The sequence below is a fragment of the Halomonas sp. DP8Y7-1 genome, assembly GCF_019801685.1.
GTDB classification, from domain to species: domain Bacteria; phylum Pseudomonadota; class Gammaproteobacteria; order Pseudomonadales; family Halomonadaceae; genus Halomonas; species Halomonas litopenaei_A.
Window position 1 is genome coordinate 236996 of the sequence record NZ_JAHVIN010000005.1, and the last position, 26390, is coordinate 263385.

A 26390-nucleotide genomic window follows, 5' to 3' on the forward strand; every position below is an offset into this window, starting at 1 on the left:
TTAATGAGAAAGAAGTGAGATTATTCATGCTAGGCTGCAGCCTTTGTTAACTCGATTTGACATATAAACGATTCTCAATATAAGGGTTTTCTGCGTATAAAATGTCTTTCAATGTAACGGCAAAAAAATATCGTAATTATATGTTTTTAATGACTTTTAGTAATTTTTTATTGTCTGATTTGGTTCAAATGTGAGGCTTTTAAGAAATCATTATCAGCCATGTCTTAAATATTGTGCTTTTTCCATAAGTTTTCTCTTCCGAAATAAGTGTTGTGCACGTGAGTACAATGTTGTGCTGCAAAAGAGTCTCCTAGGCTGTAGGCGTGTAAAAAAATGTATCTCGTTTGTCGCTTAGGGAGCCTAACCAATGAGTTCGTCACAGAATGCAGATGCCACACAGCTTGTCAGCGCCGCCATCACGAGTAGCGACTCGGGCTTTGCTGATATCGCTCACCTCGATGAAGACGGTCTTGCTGGAGGATTGGTGGGGGGAGCCGCTGATGATGCGGGCAAGGCAGTGCTCTTTCAGGGCTCGTTGCCCTACGACTTCGGTGCGGCTGGCCCTGCCGATAGTGGCGCCTTTCAGTGGAGTGCAGATGGTCTTCCAACCCTGACGTCCCAAGGCGAGCCGCTGACTTTTCGTCGCTCGGCCGACGGTCAGGTCATTGCCGCCAAGACACCAGATAGCACACCGATCTTGCACATCACAGTGACAGACGTTGGGACAGGCGCCTACAAGGTGTACCTGCTGGGACCCTTGGATCACCCGGAATCCGGTGTGGAAGATAATCTGGTCTTCTCGGTGGGTTACACCATTACTGATAAAGACGGCAACCAAAGTTCAGCCCGTCTGGCTATTGACGTCGATGACGACTCTCCGATGAACAGGATTGACGCGCCTGACAGCGTGCAACCTGGGGATGTGGTAACCGGTACCTGGGCCGAGTCAGCTGGTGCTGATGGTATTCGTAGTAGCGTGGTGAGACTGCCCGGCGACAGTACCGAATATTCCCTTGGCAGCAACATCGAGACCGGTGCAGGCACTCTTATTGTGAACACCGATGGTACTTGGAAGTTCACGGCGAACGAGTTGGCGGCGGGTACGTTGCGTTTTGACATTGTCACCACTGATGGGGACGGAGACGGGGCAACGAGTAGCGCGACAGTAGAAATTGACTGTGGCTGTGGCGAGGGGCCGACGACGCCTGAAATTGACGATGATCCCGATTCAAAGCCGTCCCAGGCTGTTGTCGATGAGGATGGTCTGGCAGGGGGTATCGCAGGCGGTCTTCAGGACGTCCTGACCAACCAGACGGTGGCCGCGGGCAGTTTGAACTATGACTTCGGCGATGATGGAGCCGGCAGCTTTACCTGGAGCACTGACGGTTTGCCCAGCCTGACCTCGGGCGGTAGTGCGGTGAGCTGGTCGCTGTCGAGCAACGGAATGACCGTTACAGGCGTGGATGGCAACGGTGAGCAGGTCATTACCATCGAGCTGACCAACGTACTTGATGGCCTTTACCGCGTTGTATTGTCCAAGCCGCTGGATCATGTGAACCCGGCGGTGGAAGACGACGTTAAGCTCTACGTTCGCTACACCATCACTGACGCTGATGGGGAGACTGCCTCCGGCAAGCTCAAGGTGGTGATTGATGACGATCGTCCTGTGGTAGCCAATGAAACCGCCGAAACTCAAGCGGGTGAGGCGATCACCGTGAACGTGCTAGCCAACGATCGGTTTGGCGCCGATGGCGCAGGTGGTGTCCTTACCGCGTCTGTGGATGAAGGAGACCTTGTTGGCAGCGTGACGATCAATGCTGACGGTTCCTTGACCTTCCAGCCTACCGATGGCTATAGCGGCGATGCGGTGATCGACTACACCGTGGTTGACGGTGATGGAGACACGGTAGTCGGTCGCCTGTCTGTGTGGGTGGAAGGTGTTGATGGGACGCCTGTAACACCTGGTGGTGAAGGACAGCCTGGTAGCAACGTGCCTCTAGCAGTGGTAGATGAAGATGGATTGGCGGGTGGCGTAGCGGGTGGTATCAAGGATGTGCTGAAGAATAGCCCCGTGGCGACCGGGACGCTTGGCTACAGCTTCGGGGACGATGGTGCTGGCAGCTTCAGTTGGAACACCAGCGGACTTGCTAACCTGACGTCACAGGGTAAGAGCGTCAGTTGGTCGGTCAGCGCCAATGGACAAACGTTGGTGGGAAGTGCCAATGGGGCGCCGGTGCTTACGATTGAACTGACGGATCTCGCAAGCGGTGCTTACCAGGTGACCCTGGCGAAGCCGTTGGATCATGCGGTCGCAGGCATCGAAGACGACATCAAGCTGGATGTGGGTTACACCATCACGGATGCGGACGGCGATACGGCGGATGGCCAGCTGGGTGTGATCATCGACGACGACACCCCAGTGGTTCGCAATGACTCAGCAACGACCTCCGATGGCGAGTCAGTGACGGTAAATGTACTGGCCAACGACGGCACGGGGGCCGATGGTGCCCGTGTTACTGGTGCGAGTGTAGTGGGTGGCGCCAGCGTCGGGTCGGTGGTGATCAATGCCGACGGTTCTTTGACGTTCCAACCCGCTGATGGCTATAGCGGCGATGTGGTGATCGATTATACCGTAATTGACGGTGATGGAGACACGGCAGTCGGCCGCCTGTCGGTAGCCGTGGAAGGCACCGACGGCACGCCGACGACACCGGGTGGCGAGGGGAACCCCTCTGGCAAGGTACCTCTGGCGGTGGTGGACGAAGATGGGCTGGCGGGTGGCGTAGCGGGTGGTATCAAGGATGTGCTGAAGAATAGCCCGGTGGCGACCGGGACGCTTGGCTACCGCTTCGGAGACGACGGTGCCGGTAGCTTCAGCTGGAAGACTAGCGGGCTTGCGAACCTGACATCACAAGGTCAGAGCATCAGCTGGGCGGTCAGCGCCAATGGACAGACGTTGGTCGGAAGTGCCAATGGGGGGCCGGTGCTGACGATTGAACTGACGGATCTCGCAAGCGGTGCTTACGAGGTCACCCTGGCGAAGCCGTTGGATCACTCGGTGGCCGGCGTCGAAGACGACATCAAGCTGGACGTGGGTTACACCATCACGGATGCGGACGGTGATACGGCGAATGGTCAGCTGGGCGTGATCATCGATGACGACACCCCGATTGCCCGTGCTGATTCCGCCACGTCATCCGATGGTGAGCCTGTAACGGTGAATGTGCTGGCCAATGACGGTACCGGTGCCGATGGCGCTCGCATCACTGGCGCCAACGTGGTTGGTGGCGCGGGCGTGGGTTCCGTTGTCGTTAACGCTGACGGCACTTTGACCTTTACCCCAGCAGCCGGTTTTGATGGAAGTGCCCGCATTCGCTATACCCTCACCGACGGTGATGGTGATGCCGCGACCGCTGATCTTAGGGTGTATGTGACCCAGACCGCATCCAACGAACTGTTCGTGGGTGATAACAGCGACAATGGTGCGACTACCGGTGCCGGCGACGACGCTCTAGTAGGTGATCAGGGCGGCGTGATGACCACCTTGAAGCCGTCGACCAACTACAACATCTCGTTGATCGTTGATACCACTGGCAGCATGGCGGTGGGTTCAGGAACCGATGGCTTGACCAAGATACAGCTGGTGAAGCAGGCCCTGACAAAGCTCGTGGTCGACCTGGTTGGCCACGATGGCAAGGTCAATCTGCAGATCGTCGATTTCGACAGCAACGCCGTGCAGCATGTTGCGTTTGACCTGGGCTCCAGCGGTAGTGACATCAATTCAGTCATCAACTTCATCAATGGCCTGGACGCAGAAGGCGCTACCAACTACGAAGCAGGGATTCGCAAGGCCAGCGAGTGGCTGACGGCGCAGGATGCCAATCCGGCCTACAGCGACTATGAAGACCTGACCTTCTTCCTGACGGATGGTGCGCCCAACTATTGGCTCAATGACAATGGTGGCATCGTCAATGGCGGGGGGGCGGTCAACAAGAACGCCATCGTCGAGGCGGTTGAAGCCTTTGAAGAGCTTTCTTCCCTTAGCGAGGTCAACGCCGTTGGGATCGGTCGAGGCACGGTGACGGATGTCCTTCGCTTCTTCGACAACACCGACGTTCAGGGAACGGATGGGATTTCCTATACGGGTACGCTGGTCGAAACTGAGTACCTGGCCCGCTTCTTCGCCGGCTCCATGGAACCGCTGCGGGTCGAGGATTGGTTGCGCACCTCTGGTGATGGCACTAAAGCCTATCAGACCGCTGGCTTCTTCCGTATAGAAGACTGGAAGGCTGACGGTACTGCGGCTCAGGTCATTAGCCCCTCCTTTTTTGTGTCGGATACCGGCAGCGACAACCTCAAGACCGCATTGCGTTTCAGATACGGGACAGATGATATATCGCCGGAAGACTCGATCAGCTATACCATCGAAACCTTTGTTGGCGGTAGCTGGCAGTATTATTCTGGCTCGTCGCTCGGTGAGACGAGCAGTTGGGTCACCTGGGATGCGGGCTTCCTGGAGGCAGGGCAGTACCGTTTAGTCTTCGAGGTCGCGAACAATATTGGAGGTGATGATCGCCTGGATGTTGACGATATCCGGCTCGAAACTCGTTTGCTGGGCGATGACGACATGGCCAGCTACGGCCAGCTGGATATCGTCTATGACAGCGATGATCTAGACGCAGCCCTGGCAAATGGTGGCCAGATCGATGCGCTCAAGTCGTTGGGTAACGACAATCTGGAGGGCGGTGCGGGTAGCGACGTCATCTTCGGCGACACCATCAATACCGATCATCTGGTCTGGACCAATGGTGATACCGGTGAAGCCTTTACGGCCGCGGGGCATGATGGCCTAGGCTATGAAGGCCTGACCGAATACCTGAAGTGGGCGGTCAATGACGGTGTTACGGCGACAAGCGATCAGGTGAGTCAGTACATCAGTGACAACTACACCTCGCTGCTGGACTCAGCCCGCCAGGATGGTGGTAACGACACTCTGCGTGGTGGCGCCGGCGATGATGTGCTGGTGGGCGGCGGTGGCAATGATCTGCTGATCGGCGGTGCGGGCGATGACCTGCTGCTGGGGGGATTTGGTGCAGATGTGTTTGCCTTTGAGCAGGGAGATGCCAGCAGTACCGTCGCTAAGGACACCATCGCTGACTTTGGCCTGGGCAGCTTCATCGCCAGCGGCGAGGCGGACAAGCTCGACCTATCGGATCTTCTCGATGGTGCTGTCGAGAGCGATGTGTCCGACTATCTGGTGGCCAGCCAACAGGGTGCTGACACACTGATCTCGGTGAAATCCGACGGTGGTATCGCGTCTTCCGGGGCGAACGCGGATCAGACCATCCTACTGCAAGGTGTCAGCATGGGTGGGGACTCCAGCGGTGACTTCCTTAACCAACTGATTCAAAACGGTCAATTGGAGGTGCAGTGATAGTAGCCGCTCTCAAAGTATTGCTGGACTTGGATAAGGCTCGGCAGTCCAGGTAATGCTCACTTGAGATGGGCGTGTTGACGCTCATCTCGATGGTTAAGTGTATAGCGCCCGGTGAATACCGGGCGCTTTTTTTGATTCATCGTATATCTATGCGTGAGGAGGTGGGCAAGACCATTGCCTGCCGTCGTGTTGCCCCCATGTCGCGTTGCCAGTTAGCCCGCCTGCTAGGTGACTGTATGATGCAGGTGGCTGACTCTCTGTCCCGACGGCTGGCGGCAGCACCTGATGCAACCTAACTTCCTGATATCTCCTGTTGGCGACAGAGATAACCTTGTGGCCGCTCAATACCCCCATTGACTGCCTCGGTGCTCCATGCGTCTAGGAGGTTGATCTATGGCATTCTTCATTGTTTTTAATGAAGTATTATTAGGTCATGTGGCGGAGTCTTTATCCTGCGAGAATATGGTTTTTATTTGCGTTTTTCTTGATGGCTTACAAGGTCAATAGACTCAATGGGTTGCCCTACCTGCTCTTGGTGGATAATGAGTTCGCATTTTTGGGTTCAAAGTCCATATTTTTCATGCGGCCCGATTCTTTTTGTTTGATCTAATGGATCTAGTGTGCACGTTGTGATTTTAATGTTCATCTAAATGGCTGATTAACGAATCAATTATTTGGTTGATTGTCAGTAGGTATCAGCATTAGTCTTTGTGTAAGTGTTCGTATCTGCCTAATGTTACGCATTCTGTCCGCATTTTATGGTGAGCCAAGATGGTTGGTCGGTGTTGGCTTTGGCTGGCACGCAAATGTTTTTTTATGTCAGATGCATTTTAGGAGACGAATTTCGACACGCTGTGGTCGGGTGAATTAAGTGCATCTTTATTCGACGCTTGAGTGAGAATGTAGGTGACTATCTCCCTAGTGGCTTCCTGTTCCCTTGATCATGCTAGAGGCTCTTTTTCGGAGGGACGAGATCTTGTCTCAACGGAAAGATGGCGCTCGCTTATGAATACTGCTGAAGTTGGAGGATAGTGATAATGGAGTGTTATGCACTGGTTAGCGGGATTGGGCGGATACCCACGCGCTTAACACCTCTTGCGGATGCAATTAGAAGGGCAGGGCACGAGCACTCTGGCCGGACCCTTGTCACTTCACTCGGGTTAGTGGTGCTATTGAGCGCAGCTGGGCCAGTATTGGCGACCACGACGGAGACGACGACACCTTGTGAGAAGGTGGGTAGTGACGGTGTCTCTGTTGAGGTTGATGTGCTAGATGCGGAGAAAGAAAGTCTGGAGTGTGATGGCACTCAAATCTCTAGTAGTGACGACGCCGACCAAACGCAGCCCTATGCAAGTACCTTGATTTCTGCCAGTGGCGACAGTCGAACCAGCCGCCAACTGACACGGGCAACCACTACTGTCCAGGTCGGCGCTGGAGCCGTGGCAGGTGGCCCTGGATCCGTCGCAGTAGGCTATGCAGCGACGACAGGTAATAGCGCTCAGGCTAGCGTAGCAATTGGTGATCAGGCGGTCACTGATGGATCGGGTGGCGTGTCCATTGGCCGCTCCGCTTATACCAGCCATAAGAATGGCATCGCGATAGGTGGCGCCATGGCGGTATCCGGCACCATGGCTAGGATGGGGGGCGTTCAATCGCTCGCCGATAACGCAATCGCGTTGGGTGCCAATACAGATGGAGGCGCGCGCGCTACAGCGTTAAGTAGCATGGCGATGGGGGCAAGGGCTGAAGCTACGGGAAGTCAGTCTATTGCCATTGGTGCCGCTATTGACAAGCTGTTTAACGATGACACCTTGCAGACGCCTACAACGGCATCTGGCGTGGGCGCCATTGCTATGGGAAGCAATGCCGTCGCAGGAGCCCAGGCGACGGAAGACGGTGCCATCGCCTTGGGGGGAGAGTCTAGCGCCACTGGGGCGAAGGCCATCGCCATTGGCGAGGGGAGTACCTCTAGCGCTGATGGCGCGGTGAGTCTCGGCAGCGCACTGACCGCCAGCGCTGCAAATAGCGTGGTGATTGGCACGAATAGTTCTATCGGTGCCAACGCCGAGAGTGCGAACGCCATTGGTGACTCCAACACGATCAGCGACGCGTCGCAGTACTCCAGCGTTATCGGCATGAATAATGACGTGGACGGTAACGCAGTACGCGTGCTGGGCAACAACAACGATATCAGCGCAGATTTTGCAGGCGTTGCTGGATCCAGCAACACGGTGTCTTCTGCATCGAAACAGGCCAATGTTATTGGCAATAATGCCAATGTTGACGGGTTGGGAGCTACGGTTATCGGTAGCTCGGGAACCGCGAGCGCCGATCACACCATCGTGATGGGCACCAACGGTACCGCGTCTGCCCTGGAGGCTGTCGCTATTGGGCACGGGGCCAATGCCAGCGAAGCCTCGAGTGTTGCGCTGGGCAGTGGTACGACCACGGAGCAGGCCGTTGGCACGACTGATGCAACGGTAGCGGGGACCAAATACACGTTTGCCGGCACTGCGCCGAAGGGCACCGTTAGTGTTGGTTCTGCGGCGACGACAGATAGCGAAGGTAATGCCGTTGCCAGCACCGAACGTACGATTACCCATGTGGCGGCGGGTCGCCTATCCGCGACCAGCACCGATGCGGTGAACGGTAGCCAGCTCCACGCGAGTAATCTCGCCATTGATGGTAATAAGACCACCATCGATGGTCACACGGCGGCGCTTGCTGACCTTAAATCTGATGCCGACTACTATCAGGCCAACTCCACCGGCACAGCGGCGTCTGCCACCGGCGCCGACAGTCTGGCCATTGGCCCATCTGCGGTGGCGGACAAGGCCAATAGCGTGGCTATCGGCAATGGCGCCAAGGCCACGGTGGCAGACAGCGTCGCCCTGGGTAACGGTGCTACCACGTCGGCCATCGTGGATACCGCAAAAGGCACCGTGGCGGGTACCGAGCACACCTTCGCCGGTGGCGATGCCAAGGGCACCGTCAGCGTGGGCGCAGCGGGTAGCGAGCGCACTATCACCAACGTTGCGGCGGGCCAGCTATCCGCGACCAGTACCGATGCGGTGAATGGTAGTCAGTTGTTCGCTACGAATACAGAAGTGGCCAAGAACAGAGGTGATATCACCACGATCAATAGTGATATTGCCAATCTGACGACGGACGCCAAGTACTACCAGGCCAACTCCACTGGTGCCGTAGCGTCGGCCACCGGCGCTGACAGCCTGGCCATGGGCCCATCTGCGGTGGCGGACAAGGCCAATAGCGTGGCTATCGGCAATGGGGCCAAGGCCACCGTGGCAGACAGCGTAGCTCTGGGTAACGGTGCTACCACGGCTGCCATCGTCGATACCGCAAAAGGTACCGTGGCCGGTACCGAGCACACCTTTGCCGGTGGCGACGCCAAGGGCACCGTCAGCGTCGGTGCGGTGGGCAGCGAGCGCACTATCACCAACGTGGCAGCAGGACGCCTATCCGCGACCAGTACCGATGCGGTGAACGGTAGTCAGTTGTTCGCTACGAATACAGAAGTGGCCGAGAACAGGGGCGATATCACCACGATCAATAGTGATATTGCCAATCTGACGACGGACGCCAAGTACTACCAGGCCAACTCCACCGGTGCGGCAGCGTCGGCCACTGGCACCGATAGCCTGGCCATGGGTCCGGCGGCCAAGGCCAGCGCCACCAACAGTGTGGCTATAGGCAATGGGGCCAATGCCTCGGTAGCAGACAGCGTGGCCCTGGGTAGCGGTGCTACCACGGCCGCCATCGTGGATACCGCAAAAGGCACCGTGGCGGGCACCGAGCACACCTTCGCCGGTGGCGATGCCAAGGGCACCGTCAGCGTGGGCGCAGCGGGTAGTGAGCGCACCATCACCAATGTGGCGGCGGGCCAGCTGTCCGCGACCAGTACCGATGCGGTGAACGGTAGTCAGTTGTTCGCTACGAATACAGAAGTGGCCAAGAACAGAGGTGATATCACCACGATCAATAGTGATATTGCCAATCTGACGACGGACGCCAAGTACTATCAGGCCAACTCCACCGGCACGGCGGCGTCGGCCACCGGCACCGACAGTCTGGCCATGGGGCCATCTGCGGTGGCGGACAAGGCCAATAGTGTGGCTATTGGCAATGGCGCCAAGGCCTCGGTGTCCGACAGCGTGGCCCTGGGTAACGGTGCTACCACGGCTGCCATCGTGGATACTGCAAAAGGCACCGTGGCCGGTACCGAGCACACCTTTGCCGGTGGCGATGCCAAGGGCACCGTCAGCGTGGGTGCCGTCGGTAGCGAGCGCACCATCACCAATGTGGCGGCGGGACGCCTATCCGCGACCAGCACCGATGCGGTGAACGGTAGTCAGTTGTTCGCTACGAATACAGAAGTGGCCAAGAACAGAGGTGATATCACCACGATCAATAGTGATATTGCCAATCTGACGACGGACGCCAAGTACTACCAGGCCAACTCCACTGGTGCCGCAGCGTCGGCCACCGGCGCTGACAGCCTGGCCATGGGCCCATCTGCGGTGGCGGACAAGGCCAATAGCGTGGCTATCGGCAATGGCGCCAAGGCCACGGTGGCAGACAGCGTCGCCCTGGGTAACGGTGCCACCACGGCGGCAGTCGTCGATACCGCCAAGGGTACCGTGGCGGGCACCGAGCACACCTTTGCCGGTGGCGACGCCAAGGGCACCGTCAGCGTCGGTGCGGTGGGCAGCGAGCGCACTATCACCAACGTGGCAGCAGGACGCCTATCCGCGACCAGTACCGATGCGGTGAACGGTAGTCAGTTGTTCGCTACGAATACAGAAGTGGCCGAGAACAGGGGCGATATCACCACGATCAATAGTGATATTGCCAATCTGACGACGGACGCCAAGTACTACCAGGCCAACTCCACTGGTGCCGCAGCGTCGGCCACCGGCGCTGACAGCCTGGCCATGGGCCCATCTGCGGTGGCGGACAAGGCCAACAGCGTGGCTATCGGCAACGGGGCCAACGCCTCGGTGGCAGACAGCGTCGCCCTGGGTAACGGTGCTACCACGTCGGCCATCGTGGATACCGCCAAGGGCACCGTGGCGGGTACCGAGCACACCTTCGCCGGTGGCGATGCGAAGGGCACCGTCAGCGTGGGCGCAGCGGGTAGCGAGCGCACCATTACCAATGTGGCGGCGGGCCAGCTATCCGCGACCAGTACCGATGCGGTCAATGGCAGCCAGCTATACGCCACCAACCAGGCGGTGGGTGCCCTGGATGCGGGTGTGGTCAAGTACGACCTGGACGGAGACGACAATGTCGATACTGACAAGATCACCCTGGCCGGTGGGACTGATGGGACTACGCTGGCCAACGTGGCAGATGGAGGCCTGACGGCAGAGAGCAGCGATGCGGTGAATGGCAGTCAGCTCTTTGCCACTAACGAGCGAGTGAGCAAGAACGAAGGCGATATCACCAATCTGACGACGGACGCCAAGTACTACCAGGCCAACTCCACCGGCACGGCGGCATCGGCTACCGGCACCGATAGTCTGGCGATGGGGCCCTCTGCGGTGGCAGACAAGGCCAATAGTGTGGCTATCGGCAACGGCGCCAAGGCTACGGTGGCTGACAGCGTTGCCCTGGGTAACGGAGCGACCACGGCGGCTATCGTGGATACCGCCAAAGGCACCGTGGCGGGCACTGAGTACACCTTTGCCGGTGGCGATGCCAAGGGCACCGTCAGCGTAGGCACCAGCGGCGCCGAGCGCACTATTACCAACGTTGCGGCGGGCCAGATATCCGCAACCAGTACCGATGCGGTGAATGGCAGCCAGCTCTATGCCACGAATGCAGAAGTGGACAAGAACAGAGGTGATATCACCACGATTAATAGTGATATCGATGCGCTTGAGAACGGCAACAAATACTACCAGGCCAACTCGACGCTGAATGGCGCCGATGCCAGCGGCACGGATAGCCTGGCCATGGGCCCAGTGGCCAAGGCCAGCGCCACCAACAGCGTGGCTATCGGCAATGGTGCCAATGCCTCGGTAGCCGACAGCGTGGCCCTGGGTAACGGAGCGACCACGGCGGCCATCGTGGATACTGCCAAGGGCACCGTGGCGGGCTCTGAGTACGCCTTTGCCGGTGGCGATGCCAAGGGCACCGTCAGCGTAGGCACCAGCGGCGCCGAGCGCACTATAACCAACGTGGCGGCGGGCCAGATATCCGCAACCAGTACCGATGCGGTTAATGGCAGTCAGCTGTATGCCACGAATACAGAAGTGGCCGAGAACAGGGGCGATATCACCACGATCAATAGTGATATTGCCAATCTGACGACGGACGCCAAGTACTACCAGGCCAACTCCACCGGCACGGCGGCGTCGGCCACCGGCACCGATAGCCTGGCCATGGGGCCGGCGGCCAAGGCCAGCGCCACCAACAGCGTGGCTATAGGCAATGGGGCCAACGCCACGGTTGCAGACAGCGTGGCCCTGGGTAATGGGGCCACCACGGCTGCCATCGTGGATACCGCCAAGGGCACCGTGGCGGGCACCGAGCACACCTTTGCCGGTGGCGATGCCAAGGGCACCGTCAGCGTGGGCGCAGCGGGTAGTGAGCGCACCATCACCAATGTGGCGGCGGGCCAGCTGTCCGCGACCAGTACCGATGCGGTGAACGGTAGTCAGTTGTTCGCTACGAATACAGAAGTGGCCAAGAACAGAGGTGATATCACCACGATCAATAGTGATATTGCCAATCTGACGACGGACGCCAAGTACTACCAGGCCAACTCCACTGGTGCCGTAGCGTCGGCCACCGGCGCTGACAGCCTGGCCATGGGCCCATCTGCGGTGGCGGACAAGGCCAATAGCGTGGCTATCGGTAATGGGGCCAATGCCTCGGTAGCAGACAGCGTGGCCCTGGGTAACGGTGCTACCACGGCTGCCATTGTGGATACCGCCAAGGGCACCGTGGCGGGCACTGAGTACACCTTTGCCGGTGGCGATGCCAAGGGCACCGTCAGCGTGGGGGCAGTGGGCAGCGAGCGCACCGTCACCAACGTGGCGGCGGGCCAGCTGTCCGCGACCAGTACCGATGCGGTCAATGGCAGCCAGCTATACGCCACTAACCAGGCGGTGGGTGCCCTGGATGCGGGTGTGGTCAAGTACGACCTGGACGGAGACGACAATGTCGATACTGACAAGATCACCCTGGCCGGTGGGACTGATGGGACTACGCTGACCAACGTGGCAGATGGAGGCCTGACGGCAGAGAGCAGCGATGCGGTGAATGGCAGTCAGCTCTTTGCCACTAACGAGCGAGTGAGCAAGAACGAAGGCGATATCACCAATCTGACGACGGACGCCAAGTACTACCAGGCCAACTCGACTGGTGCCGCAGCGTCGGCCACCGGCGCTGACAGCCTGGCCATGGGCCCGGTGGCCAAGGCCAGCGCCACCAACAGCGTGGCCATCGGTAATGGGGCCAACGCCTCGGTGGCAGACAGCGTGGCCCTGGGTAACGGGGCGACCACGGCCGCCATCGTGGATACCGCCAAGGGTACCGTGGCGGGCACTGAGTACACCTTTGCCGGTGGCGATGCCAAGGGTACCGTCAGCGTGGGGGCAGTGGGTAGCGAGCGCACCATCACCAATGTGGCGGCGGGCCGCCTATCCGCGACCAGTACCGATGCGGTGAATGGTAGTCAGTTGTTCGCTACGAATACAGAAGTGGCCGAGAACAGGGGCGATATCACCACGATCAATAGCGATATTGCCAACCTGACGACGGACGCCAAGTACTACCAGGCCAACTCCACCGGCACGGCGGCGTCGGCCTCCGGCACCGATAGTCTGGCGGTGGGGCCCTCTGCGGTGGCAGACAAGGCCAATAGTGTGGCTATCGGCAACGGCGCCAAGGCTACGGTGGCTGACAGCGTTGCCCTGGGTAACGGAGCGACCACGGCGGCTATCGTGGATACCGCCAAGGGCACCGTGGCGGGCACCGAGTACACCTTCGCCGGAGGCGATGCCAAGGGCACCGTCAGCGTGGGGGCAGTGGGCAGTGAGCGCACCATCACCCACGTGGCAGCGGGCCAGCTATCCGCGACCAGTACCGATGCGGTGAACGGTAGTCAGTTGTTCGCTACGAATACAGAAGTGGCCAAAAACAGAGGCGATATCACCACGATCAATAGTGATATCGATGCGCTCGAGAGCGGCAACAAGTACTACCAAGCCAAGTCTACTCTTGATGGCGCCGATGCCAGCGGTACCGACAGCCTGGCCATGGGACCGGTGGCCAAGGCCAGCGCCAGTAATAGTGTGGCCATCGGCAACGGGGCCAACGCCAGCATTGCCAACAGCGTGGCGTTAGGTAACGGTGCCACCACGGCGGCAGTCGTCGATACCGCCAAGGGTACCGTGGCGGGCACCGAGTACACCTTCGCGGGTGGCGATGCCAAGGGCACCGTCAGTGTGGGTGCCGTCGGTAGCGAGCGCACCATCACCAACGTGGCAGCAGGTCGCCTATCCGCGACCAGTACCGATGCAGTGAACGGTAGTCAGTTGTTCGCTACGAATACAGAAGTGGCCAAAAACAGAGGCGATATCACCACGATCAATAGTGATATCGATGCGCTCGAGAGCGGCAACAAGTACTACCAAGCCAAGTCTACTCTTGATGGCGCCGATGCCAGCGGTACCGACAGCCTGGCCATGGGACCGGTGGCCAAGGCCAGCGCCAGTAATAGTGTGGCCATCGGCAATGGGGCCAACGCTAGCATTGCCAACAGCGTGGCGTTAGGTAACGGTGCCACCACGGCGGCAGTCGTCGATACCGCCAAGGGTACCGTGGCGGGCACCGAGTACACCTTCGCGGGTGGCGATGCCAAGGGTACCGTCAGCGTTGGCGCTGCTGGTAGCGAGCGCACTATCACCAATGTCGCGGCGGGCCAGCTATCCGCTACCAGTACCGACGCGGTCAATGGCAGCCAGCTTTACGCCACCAATCAGGCGGTGGGTGCCCTGGATGCGGGCGTGGTCAAGTATGACCTGGACAGTAACGACCATGTCGATACCGACAGTATCACCCTCGCCGGCGGAACCGATGGCACCAAGCTGACTAATGTGGCGAAAGGAAACCTGACCGCGACCAGCACCGATGCGGTGAACGGCAGCCAGCTATACGCCACCAACCAGGCGGTGGGGGGATTGGATACCCGTCTGGATACCGCCGAAGGCAACATCAGTACTAACACCGGCAATATCACCACCAATGCCGGAAAGATATTAACCAACGCCAGCAGTATTACTGCCAATGCGGGGGATATCACCAGCAACACCAATGCCATCAGCGATAACCACGATGACATTCAGGACAATATCGATGCCATCGGGGGCATAGAGGCGAACGCGCGCTACTACAAGGCCAACTCCACTGGTGACGTGTCTGTCGCCACAGGTGTGGATAGTCTGGCGATGGGGCCCTCTGCCAGCGCCATGGGTGACGACAGCCTCGCCATCGGTAAGGGAGCCACTGTCAGCGTCGCGTCCAGCGTCGCACTGGGCAGCGGGGCAAAGGCCGATCGCGTCATTGCTCCGGCTTCTGGGCAGTTTGCAGCGGGCTCAGGTGAGATCGCCTACAACACCGGTGACGGTACATTGTTGGGTGAAGTCTCCGTTGGCCGGACTGGCGAGTATCGACAGGTCACTCATGTTGCCGATGGTGTCGAGGACCATGACGCGGTGACCTTGCGTCAGCTCAAGGGGGCCATCGGCTCGCTATCGGATACCAATGCGCTGTTCTTCCATGCCAACGGCATCGTAAACGAGGACTCCGTTGCGTCAGGTGACAATGCCATGGCGGCAGGGCCTGGTGCAGTGGTCAATGCCGACGACGCCATCGGTGTCGGTTACCAAGCCAAGGTGGAAGCATCCGCAGCCGGGGCGATTGCCATCGGTGACCAGGCCCATAGTTCTCTGGCCGATGCGGTGACGATCGGCTCGTCGGCACAGGGTGGCGGGGAACAGTCCGTGGCCCTCGGTGCCGGGGCCAAGGCCACTCAGGCAGGTGCTGTTGCCCTGGGCGCGCAGTCCGTGACCGAGGATGCCGTGGCAACGAATACCGTCACCCTTCTTGGTCAGTCTCGTACAGTGGCAGGCGGTTCCCCCTTGGCGACGGTCAGTGTCGGTGCAGTGGGCAAGGAGCGCACGCTGACCCACTTGGCGGCGGGACGTGTGGCAGCGGATTCCACCGATGCCATCAATGGCAGTCAGCTCTTCGCGACCCATCAGGCGATGAACGAGCTGGTGGCCTACGACCGCATGGGCGATGGCAGCGTCAACTGGGGCCGGGTGACCCTCGGTGCCAAGACGAGGGCTGCGGGCGGAACGGTGCTGGATGGCGTGGCTGACGGCAAGATTGCCAGTGATAGCAAGGAAGCGATCAACGGCAGCCAGCTCAAGGACACCAATGACCGTGTGGCTCGGGTGGAAGGCGATGTGGATGGCATCGAGGACGTCATCGATGACATGAACGGCGATGTCGCAGCGCTGGCGGATAGCGCGGTGCAATATGACGCAGACGGTGACAAGGGTCAGATCACGCTAGGGGGCACTAGCGGTACGCTTATCACCAACGTAGCGGATGGCAGCATCAGCCAAGGCAGCAGCGAGGCCGTCAATGGCGGTCAGGTCTGGGACCTGATGGAAGACGTTGGCGATCTGCAAGTGTCGGCGCAGGACAGCAAGTACTTCCAGGCCAACTCCAGCGCTCCTGCCGCCCAGGCCAAGGGCGATGACAGTATCGCCATTGGCGGAGAGGCCGTCGCTGAGTCCAAGGGTGGCGTGGCTCTCGGCAGCGGGGCAATTGCCGATCGCAAAGGCATGAATGGCAAGCAGGAGGCTTTTTCTGACGTTGCGGTGGCATCGTCCCAGGGCGCGCTGTCGGTCGGGAGCGAAGGCAGTGAGCGCCAGATCATCCACGTGGCCGGTGGTACCGAAGACACCGATGCCGTCAATGTGCGTCAGCTCAAGTCCGTGCAGGAGGGCGCTGTCAACTATGACCGCAAGGATGACGGCAGCGTCGACTATGGATCTGTCAGTCTCGGTAAGGGTGATGAGCCTGTACAGATCCACAATGTAGCGTCAGGGACGTCGACCTACGATGCGGTCAACCTTGGCCAGCTGAATGCACTGGATAGCAAGTTCAACCACGCCTATGACCATCTCAGCGACAAGATCAATGAAGTCGAGCGTGATGCAAGCGGTGGCATCGCCGCCCTGGCCGCTATGGCGGATGCCCCTTATGTCGCGGGGAAGTTCACCTACCACATCGGTACTGGCTACCACAACGGCGAATCGGCCTTGGGTGTGAGCCTCCGGCGCACGGCAGATGACGGTCGCTGGAGTGTCGGGCTAGGGATCGGCGCATCCCATGGGGGGCCGACGGTGGGGCTGGGTGTCTCCGGGGTGATCGACTGAGAACGCATTCCCGCGTTGCATGGTGTGGGGTGTTGCATGGACACATGTTGGAAGAGGGTGTGAAGCAATGAAGCGATGGATAAGCGTAGTAGTGGGCTTGCTGCTGACGCCAGCAATGGCCCTGGCAAGCGTGCAAAGCGGCATCGATGCCTATGTCAGTGGCAACTACCCCGCCGCGTATGAACAGTGGCTGCCTCTGGCGCAACAGGGTGACAAGGACGCCCTGCATAACCTCGGCATCCTGTTTCTCGAGGGGCGAGGCGTCGAGCAGAACACCGGGCAAGCCATCTCCCTGCTGGAGCGAGCGGCAGAGCTCGGTAGCGTCTCATCAGCGCTTGAACTCGCCGGCCTCTATGAAGCGGGACGACTGGTCCCCCAGGATGCCGCCAAGGCGGCCGAGTGGTATCGCCAAGCCGCCGAGGCGGGCTCTCCGCTGGCCCAGAACAACCTTGGGTTGTTGTACCTTAAGGGGGCGGGAGTAGAGCGTGATATTGGCGAGGCCTTGAGTCGTTTCTCACGGGCGTCTTCAGCGGGTGTCGCCGTGGCCACGGAAAACCTCGAGGCCGTCCTGGCTAGGCTTGTGGTCAAGCAGATCAAGGTACGCGGAGCCAATGTGCGTGAAGGGGGCTCGACCGACTTCCCCGTGATTGAGTGGGCCGGCCAAGGTGAGCAGGTCCACGTGATCGGGGAGGTCGATGGCTGGAGTCACGTCTATGTCGATGATGATCGTGCAGTAGGCTGGGTGGCCAGTCGCCTGTTGCAGGCGGCGGATCCCAGCTGAGGGAAGCGCTCGCTGATGTCGTAGGATGTATTGGGTAGCGCAGCTCTTTAGGCAAGGCCGCAGTCACCTGAAAGCTCTGCGTTACTTATCGTGTCAGCTGTTCCGCTCCAGGGCGTCCACGCAGAAGCGCAGGGCGCCTTTTTCATGTTCATGCTCAACATGGAAGCGCACGTTGACGTCGCGCAGGCTGACGCCGTACTGGCGTTGGTCGTCATGACCTCGATAGGCCGGTCTAGGATCTTGGCTCAGGACCTGGACAATCAAGCGCCTAAGCGATGCCCCGTGTGGGTGATCATCTAGTGCAGCCTGCGCTTCGGAAGAAAAGGACACGGCATGCTGGATGGGGGCGGCGGGGGCGAACCCCGCCCTGGCATCGGGCTGGCTTTCGGTCCAGGGCAGGTATGGCTTGATGTCGACCACCGGGGTGCCATCCACCAGGTCCGCGCCCGCCAACAGCAAACTGACCCCCGCCGTGGTGTCGATGTCGAGGAGTTCGACCAAGGATAGCCCGAGTCGGTTGGGACGATGTGTGCTGCGGCTGGCGAATACGCCCATTCGGGCATTTCCGCCCAGGCGAGGCGGCCGAACCATCGGTTTCCACCGTTGCGGACTAAGGTGAAAGATGAATGTCAGCCACAGGTGGCTGAACTCATCGAGGCCTCTGACCGCCAAGGGGTCGGCAAACTCGCCCTCGAGTGTGAGCCAGGCTCTGGCGTCCTTGACCAGGCCCGGCTGCCTGGGGACACCAAACTTGTCGGGAAAGTCGCTGTGAATGGTGCCGATGGGGGTAAGCGTGAAGCTGGAGTCGGACATGCTCAGGCAGTGGCTCCGGCAAGGGGAACATGGTCGAGTGGCGTCGCAGGGAGGGCCGACGTACCGGTGATCAGCGGATGCAGGCATCGTGTCATGGCAAAGCAGTGGGGCATTATCTTCTCTCGGCTGGTATCAAGATGGAGCTGGCTATTGGACAGAGCTCGGCTTGTGGGTAGGCTTGGCGAACCTCGCCAGGCGAGGTTGATGGCTGCCAGTCCCCCAGGAGTGTCTTTCATGTCTGCCCCTCATCCAGCATCGCCCGCGCAGGAAGTCCGGCTTCCGCGTATCCGCTATCGCGAAGCCCTGGCGGATGACGCCTCGGACCAGGCGGAAGTGTTCTATCACGCGGTCATGACTGGTGCCAGCCGTCATTACAGCATCGAGCAACGTCATGCCTGGGCCTCGGCATTGCCCCGCGAGGGCGCCGCCTGGCGGGCTCGTCAGGCATTGTTTACGACCCTGGTGGCGGACTGTGACGGCCGCTGTGTCGGCTTTGTCGAGTACGACATCGCCCGTGCCAGAATCGAGACGCTTTACGTCTGGCCATCCCTGGCTGGACAGGGGATCGGCGGGCGTCTGCTCGAGCTGGCGGAGGAACGACTCAAGCAGGCGGGGGCCAGACGAATGATCATCGAGGCCAGCCTGCTGTCGGCCGAACCCTTGCTCAGGGCTGGCTGGGTATCCCATGGCGAAGAGTGGGTCGAGCGTAACGGGGAACGGCTGCCTCGCCTGTGTCTGAGCAAGGCTCTCAAATGACGCTGACATGGCTCTGACGTGGGCTCTGACGTGGGCTCTGACATTTCGCTGAGACGATGACCCGGCCGCACGCCTGCCAGCGTGCGGGGGTACGCTCTATAAGCCCTCTGTCAGCGATAGGCCCTCTATCCAGTAACGAGTCCGCCGTAAGCCTCTGTCAGCTAGCTGGGCCGTCTTCCACCATCCGCATGGACAGGTCAATCGCCTTGATGTCCTTGGTCAAGGCGCCGCTGGAAATGCAGTCGACGCCGGTGTCAGCGATCGCTTTCAGGGTGGTCTCATCGACATTGCCGGAGGCCTCCAGCGTGGCGCGACCGGCGACCTGGCGCACGGCTTCGCGCATATCGTCCAGCGAGAAGTTGTCCAGCATGATGACATCTGCACCGGCTGCCAGCGCCTGGTTGAGCTCATCAAAGGTCTCGACTTCGACCTCCACGGTGAGATCCTTGGCGATGCCGCGTGCTTCCTTCACTGCTCCGGCGATACCGCCGCAGGCCCAGATGTGATTTTCCTTGATCAGGAAGGCATCGTAGAGCCCAATCCGGTGATTGGTGCCGCCCCCGCAGGCCACCGCATATTTCTGCGCGACGCGCATGCCGGGTAGCGTCTTGCGGGTGTCCAGCAGCTTGACCCCGGTCCCTTCCAGCAGGTCCACATAGTGGCGCGTTCGGGTGGCCGTGGCAGATAGCGTTTGCAGCAGGTTCAGGGCGGCCCGCTCGCCGGTGAGCAGGCTCCTGGCGGGGCCAGTCAGCTCAAGAAACGGCACGTCGGGCGTCAGTCGATCACCGTCGGCCGCATGCCAGGCCAAGCTGACGCGTGGATCAAGGCGGCGAAACAGCTCGTCGACCCAAGCCACGCCGCACAGGATGGCCGGCTCGCGGCTGATGACTCGGGCGTGGCCCTGGTGTTTTTCGGGAATCAGCTGAGCCGTAATGTCCACCGGGCCGACATCCTCTGCCAGCAGGCGTGCGGCGCTGTTGCGGATCTCTTCGGCAAGGGCGTCCTGGAAATGCATGGATATCTCTGTATTGCGGCGCGTGGAGCCGACATTATAGGGGGGATAAGCCTCGGCGTCAGTGCCTGGGCGACAGACTCCGATACCGGCAAGGAGAGGCCAGTGACCTGTGTGAACGGATGGTTGAACGGTGCTCGCCAGGTGCCTTCACCGAACATCAATGAGCGGCCCGACCAGGAAGTGTCTGCGGTGGTGCTGCATTCCATCAGCCTGCCGCCGGGTGAGTTTGGCGGTGATCATATCGAAGCGCTGTTCTGTAACCGGCTGGTGCCAGAGGCCCATCCTTACTTTGCCAAGATAGCGGGGCTCAAGGTGTCCGCGCATCTGCTGATTCGACGAGATGGCGAGTGCGTGCAGTTTGCTCCCTTCGAGGCTCGCGCCTGGCACGCTGGGCGCTCGCGCTGGTTCGACGGGCATCGCATGCGTGACGAGCTGAATGATTTTTCCATTGGCATCGAACTCGAAGGTGATCCATCGACGCCATATCGAGAAGCACAGTACCGACGTCTGGCACAGGTGCTGCACGATCTGTTTGACGCCTATCCACTCATCACCCCCGAAAGGCTGACCAGTCATGCTCGAATCGCCCCTCTGCGCAAGGACGACCCGGGTCCGTCTTTTGACTGGGCTTATCTGCGCCGCTGTTTGCAGTGCCGTGAGTCGAGGCCATAGGCCAGCGTTCTTGCACAGTTTGGTCGCGAGCCGGGTGTCAAACGGTAGTTTGTTTACAAGTGGCTGACTTTCGTCACATAACTGGCAGAGGAGCGTGGCTAAGCCATTGTGTTGCAGTGCAATATAGCTGAATTGAAAAACATTTCCATAGCTGGTTCAATTGGCAGTGCAGGGCGATTGAGGTATCTTCTTGCCCAATCGTGCCCGGGTGGCACGGATAATCTCGTAATATTACTACATGCCTGACGCTGCGAGGCGGCCGGGGATTACTCCTCAATCCCGCTCGCTCATTGGCCTCGATCGCGGGGCAGTGGACCCCCATCGTCATTCGGAGAGACGTTCTATGAGTCTTGGTTCAAGAGAAGATCTCGATCCGGTCGAAACCCAGGAATGGTTGGATTCCCTGGAGTCAGTCCTGGATCGCGAGGGCGAGGATCGTGCCCGGTACCTGATGACACGGCTCGCCGACCGTTATCGCCAGGACGGCATGCAGGTGCCCTTCTCGGTCACCACCCCGCATCGCAACACCATTCCGGTGCACTGTGAAGCGCCGATGCCGGGCGACCTGTTCATGGAGCGTCGTATCCGCTCGGTGATCCGCTATAACGCCATTGCCCAGGTCATTCGTAATAACCGTGCCAAGCCAGGGCTCGGTGGCCACATCGCCAGTTTCATGTCCTCCGCGACGCTGTATGACGTGGGCTTCAACCACTTCTTCCGCGCCCCGAACGGAGACTTCGAAGGCGACCTGATCTATATCCAGGGCCACGTGGCGCCGGGTATCTATGCCCGTGCCTACCTTGAAGGTCGTCTGACTGAAGAGCAGATGGACAGCTATCGCCAGGAAGTGGACGGCAATGGCCTGTCCTCTTACCCGCACCCCTGGCTGATGCCGGATTTCTGGCAGTTCCCCACAGTGTCCATGGGTCTGGGCCCGATCCAGGCGATCTACCAGGCCCACGTCATGAAGTACCTGCACTCCCGCGAACTGCATGATATGCAGGACCGCAAGATCTGGTGCTTCATGGGTGACGGCGAGTGTGACGAGCCGGAATCCCTCGGTGCCATTCACCTGGCCAGCCGCGAAAAACTCGACAACCTCATCTTCGTCATCAACTGCAACCTGCAGCGTCTCGACGGCCCGGTGCGCGGTAACTCCCGCATCATCGACGAGCTCGAAGGTGTCTTCCGCGGTGCCGGCTGGAACGTGCTGAAGGTCGTCTGGGGACGCCACTGGGATCCGCTGTTCGAGAAAGACAAGAAGGGCATGCTGCAGAAGCGCATGGACGAGGCGGTCGACGGCGACTACCAGAATTACAAGGCCAACGGCGGCGCGTACACCCGGGAGCACTTCTTCGGCAAGTACCCGGAAACCGCCGACTTGGTCAAGGACATGTCCGACGAGGACATCTGGAAGCTCAACCGCGGTGGTCATGACCCGTTCAAGGTCTACGCGGCGTATCACGAGGCGACCACCAACGCCAACGGCCGTCCCACCGTGATCCTGGCGCATACCGTCAAGGGCTACGGCATGGGTGGCGGCGATGGTGAGGCGGCCAACGAAGCCCACCAGGTCAAGACCATGGAGTACGAAGCGCTCAAGCGGTTCCGTGATCGCTTCGGCATTCCCATCTCCGACGAGCAGCTCAAGGATGTGCCGTACTACAAGCCCGAAGATGACTCTCCGGAAATGAAGTACATGCACTACCGCCGCGAGCAGCTGGGTGGCTACCTGCCGAGTCGTCGTGCGGACTTTGAAGCGCTGGAAATTCCTGGTCTTGACGACAAGACCTTCGCGTCCCAGACCGCAGGGTCCAAGGGCCGTGAGGTGTCCACCACCATGGCCTTCGTGCGTGTCCTGAACGGCCTGGTCAAGGACAAGAAGATCGGCAAGCGCGTGGTGCCGATCATCCCCGACGAGGCCCGTACCTTTGGCATGGAAGGGATGTTCCGTCAGCTCGGGATCTACACCTCCGAAGGGCAGAAGTACGAGCCCGTCGACAAGGGACAGATCATGTTCTACCGCGAGGATCAGAAAGGTCAGATCCTCGAGGAAGGCATCACCGAGGCCGGCGCCATGTCGGCGTGGATTGCCGCCGCCACGTCCTACTCGAACAACAACACCACGTTGTTGCCGTTTTACATCTACTACTCGATGTTCGGCTTCCAGCGTATCGGTGATCTGGCCTGGGCCGCGGGTGACATGCAGGCGCGAGGCTTCCTGTGTGGCGGCACCGCCGGCCGTACCACGCTCAATGGTGAAGGTCTCCAGCACCAGGACGGGCACAGCCTGCTGCAGGCAGCGATGATCCCGAACTGCCGGACCTACGATCCCACTTACGCCCACGAAGTGGCCGTCATCGTGCAGGATGGTTTGAAGCGCATGTTCGCCGACAAGGAGAACTGCTTCTACTACCTGACCCTGATGAACGAAAACTACGAGCACCCGGAGCTTGCCGAGATTCCTGCCGAAGACATCATCAAGGGCATGTATCTGCTGCGCGAGACCGAGGGCAAGAAGGGACACGTCCAGCTGTTGGGGTCGGGTACCATCCTGCGCGAAGTCGAGGCAGCCGCTGAAATGCTTGCCGAGGAGTGGGGTGTTGGCTCGGATATCTGGAGCGTGACCAGCTTCAACGAGCTGCGTCGTGAGGCGCTCGGTCTTGATCGTCAGGCCTTCATCGACCCTGAGGCCAAGCCCGAGAAGCCCCATGTCACCAAGTGCCTGGAAGGGCGCAAGGGTCCGGCTATCGCGTCCACCGACTACATGAAGCTGTACGCCGACCAGGTTCGCGCCTGGGTGCCGACCGACTATCATGTACTGGGCACCGACGGCTACGGTCGCTCCGACACTCGCGAAGCGCTGCGTGCCTTCTTCGAGGTGGATCGTTACTACGTCACCGTGGCGGCGCTCAAGGCGCTGGCGGATCGCGACGAGATCGATCGCAAGGTCGTGGCCGAGGCACTCAAGAAGTACGACATCGACCCGAACAAGCCCAACCCCCTGGACGTCTGAGGCGACAAGGGAATGTTCGGTGGCATGGCGGGCCGGGAGGCCCGCCTCCGTCAAGAGTTTGAAGGAGCGCGACCTTGAGTAGCGAAATCATCAAAGTGCCCGATATCGGTGGGGACACCGATGTAGAAATCATCGAGATCGCCGTATCCGAGGGCGACGTGATCGAAGCGGAAGATACGCTGATCACCCTGGAGTCGGACAAGGCCAGCATGGATGTGCCCGCGCCCAAGGGCGGCAAGGTCATCAAGGTGCTGGTCAAGGAAGGGGATACCGTCTCCGAAGGTGACGACATCGTCGAGATCGAAGCCGAAGGCGGTGGCGATGCCGATGCAGGCAACGACGCGGCTGACGATGCCAAGGACGACGCCCCCAAGGCGGAGGCCGACAGCCAGCAGGAGGCGTCAGCGGCCAGCGACAGCAAGCCTGCTCCCAAGCAGAGCGGCGGCAGTCGTACCGTGGAGATCAAGGTTCCGGACCTCGGTGGCTCCAGCGATGTGGAGATCATCGAAGTGGCGGTGTCCGAAGGCGATGATGTCGCCGAAGAAGATACCCTGATCACCCTGGAGTCCGACAAGGCTTCCATGGATGTGCCCAGCCCCCACGCCGGCAAGTTGGTCAGCCTGAGCGTCAAGGAAGGCGACACCGTCTCCGAAGGCGATGTGATCGGCACCATGGAAGTGGCGGGTGAAGGCGGCGACGAGGATGATGGCGCGTCGGATGACGCTGCGTCCGCCAGCGCGCCTGAGGCCAGCGAGCCTGCATCCGAGGATGACGGTGACGATGATGACGCCGCCGCAGAAGGCGGTCGTCAGGAAGTGCGCGTGCCGGATCTCTCCGGTTCCAGTGACGTGCCGATCATCGAGATGGCCGTCAGTGAGGGTGATGAGGTCGATGTCGAAGACGCCCTGATCACGCTGGAGTCCGACAAGGCCTCCATGGACGTGCCAAGCCCCTTCAAGGGCAAGGTGGTCGAACTGTCGGTCAAGGAAGGCGACACCGTTTCCGAGGGCGACTTGATCGGCTATATCGAAGTGGCCGGTGCAGCGCCCAAGAAGAAGGCAGCGCCCAAGCAGGAAGCGGCTAAGCAGGCAGCGCCCAAGCAGGAAGCGTCCAAGCAGCAGGCGTTTGGCGGCGGTTCGGCGGATAGCGCGAAGGGCTCTGCCGTGGCGGACAAGCCTCGCGATGCCAAGAACGTGCACGCGGGTCCGGCGGTGCGCATGCTGGCACGTGAGCTGGGTGTCGATCTTGGCCTGGTCAAGCCCTCCGGTCCCAAGGATCGAGTGCTCAAGGAAGACGTCCAGAACTACGTCAAGCAGGCCATGGCCAATCAAGGCAAGAGCCAGGGGGCATCTGCTCCGGCCGCCGCCGCGGGTGGTTCCGGTATTCCGCCGATTCCTGATCAGGACTTTAGCCAGTTCGGTGAGATCGAAGAGAAGCCGATGGGCCGCCTGATGAAGATGGGCGCCAACAACCTGCATCGCAGCTGGGTCAACATTCCCCACGTGACGCAGTTTGACGAGGCCGACATCACCGAGCTCGAGGCCTTCCGCAAGTCGATGAAGGCGGAAGCCGAGGCTCAGGGTGCGAAGCTGACGCCGCTGCCGTTCATGATCAAGGCGTGTGCATACGCCCTGGCCAAGTACCCGCAGTTCAACGTCAGCCTCAAGGCCGACGGCGAGACCGTGGTGCACAAGAAGTATGTGCATATCGGCATCGCCGTGGATACGCCTGACGGCCTGATGGTGCCGGTGATTCGCGATGCTGACAAGAAGTCGCTGATCGACCTGGCCAAGGAGTCGGTGGAGCTGGCCAAGAAAGCCCAGTCCAAGAAACTCAAGCGCGAAGAGATGACCGGTGGCTGTTTCACCATCTCGAGCCTCGGGTCGATTGGCGGCACCGCCTTCACCCCCATTGTGAACCCGCCTGAAGTGGCGATTCTCGGGGTGTCCAAGGCGTCCATGAAGCCGGTATGGGATGGTGCGGCCTTCCAGCCACGCCTGATGATGCCGCTGTCGCTGTCCTATGATCACCGTGCGGTGAACGGGGCCGACGCGGCGCGCTTTACCGCGCTGCTGGGACAGCTGCTGACCGACGTCCGGCGTCTGCTGCTGTAAGCCTGCTCCACCTGGGAGCAACGAACGGCGCCGCAAGGCGCCGTTCGTCGTTGGCGGCCCGCTCATCAAGTGGCCCTTCACCTGATCAGAGGTGTTGGTGCAATGCTGTGCAACGTCACGCGAATCATGAACCTTTGATGACGCCTGACGAAAGTGCAATCCAGTATTTAGTTATTTGATATTACAGTTGTTTATCCTCTTTTTCCGATGCTGTGGTGGTTGTCTCAGGTTGTGTCGCCAGAGCTGCACGGGTATTGTTCGCTAACCCTATTCTTCACCCCGAATTTTTCGCTTTTTCGAAGGAGT

General features: G+C 60.0%; 9 protein-coding genes and 1 pseudogene. 8 read left to right on the forward strand and 2 right to left on the reverse strand.

The window, feature by feature from the left end; all coding sequences use genetic code 11:
• Positions 1 to 367: 367 nt before the first annotated feature.
• From KUV41_RS06490 to KUV41_RS06500, 4 genes and pseudogenes are all read left to right on the forward strand, one after another.
• Positions 368 to 5434 carry an Ig-like domain-containing protein gene (locus KUV41_RS06490; protein WP_222485051.1) on the forward strand — a complete coding sequence of 1689 codons (5067 nt, stop codon included), beginning with the start codon at positions 368 to 370 and terminating at the stop codon, positions 5432 to 5434.
• Between the two features lie 1640 nt (positions 5435 to 7074).
• Positions 7075 to 7209, forward strand: a pseudogene (locus KUV41_RS19695) (hypothetical protein); the annotation flags it as partial.
• Positions 7210 to 7248: 39 nt separating this feature from the next.
• On the forward strand, positions 7249 to 16917 hold the full coding sequence (locus tag KUV41_RS06495) for a hypothetical protein (RefSeq protein WP_222485053.1): 9669 nt from the start codon (positions 7249 to 7251) through the stop codon (positions 16915 to 16917).
• 67 nt (positions 16918 to 16984) lie between these two features.
• A complete protein-coding gene (locus KUV41_RS06500; protein WP_222485056.1) occupies positions 16985 to 17698 on the forward strand; it encodes an SH3 domain-containing protein in 714 nt (237 codons plus the stop codon).
• Between the two features lie 93 nt (positions 17699 to 17791).
• Here KUV41_RS06500 and tsaA read toward each other — a convergent pair whose 3' ends face one another.
• Complete coding sequence (gene tsaA / locus KUV41_RS06505) at positions 17792 to 18511, reverse strand: tRNA (N6-threonylcarbamoyladenosine(37)-N6)-methyltransferase TrmO (protein ID WP_222485057.1); 720 nt, start codon at positions 18509 to 18511, stop codon at positions 17792 to 17794.
• 234 nt (positions 18512 to 18745) lie between these two features.
• Here tsaA and KUV41_RS06510 point away from each other — a divergent pair, with 234 nt between their 5' ends.
• Positions 18746 to 19267 (forward strand): GNAT family N-acetyltransferase, encoded by a 522-nt coding sequence (locus KUV41_RS06510; protein WP_222485059.1) that lies wholly within the window; start codon positions 18746 to 18748, stop codon positions 19265 to 19267.
• 157 nt (positions 19268 to 19424) lie between these two features.
• On the opposite strand, the gene nadC is transcribed toward KUV41_RS06510, so the two are convergent.
• Positions 19425 to 20282: a carboxylating nicotinate-nucleotide diphosphorylase gene (nadC, locus tag KUV41_RS06515; protein WP_222485061.1), complete on the reverse strand. Its 858-nt coding sequence runs from the start codon at positions 20280 to 20282 to the stop codon at positions 19425 to 19427.
• 102 nt (positions 20283 to 20384) lie between these two features.
• Here nadC and ampD point away from each other — a divergent pair, with 102 nt between their 5' ends.
• From ampD to aceF, 3 genes are all read left to right on the forward strand, one after another.
• Entirely contained in the window at positions 20385 to 20954 is a 570-nt protein-coding gene (gene ampD / locus KUV41_RS06520) for a 1,6-anhydro-N-acetylmuramyl-L-alanine amidase AmpD (protein WP_315900560.1), read from the forward strand.
• Between the two features lie 343 nt (positions 20955 to 21297).
• On the forward strand, positions 21298 to 23970 hold the full coding sequence (gene aceE, locus KUV41_RS06525) for a pyruvate dehydrogenase (acetyl-transferring), homodimeric type (protein WP_222485065.1): 2673 nt from the start codon (positions 21298 to 21300) through the stop codon (positions 23968 to 23970).
• A gap of 74 nt (positions 23971 to 24044) precedes the next feature.
• Complete coding sequence (gene aceF, locus KUV41_RS06530; protein WP_222485067.1) at positions 24045 to 26084, forward strand: pyruvate dehydrogenase complex dihydrolipoyllysine-residue acetyltransferase; 2040 nt, start codon at positions 24045 to 24047, stop codon at positions 26082 to 26084.
• Positions 26085 to 26390: the final 306 nt, after the last annotated feature.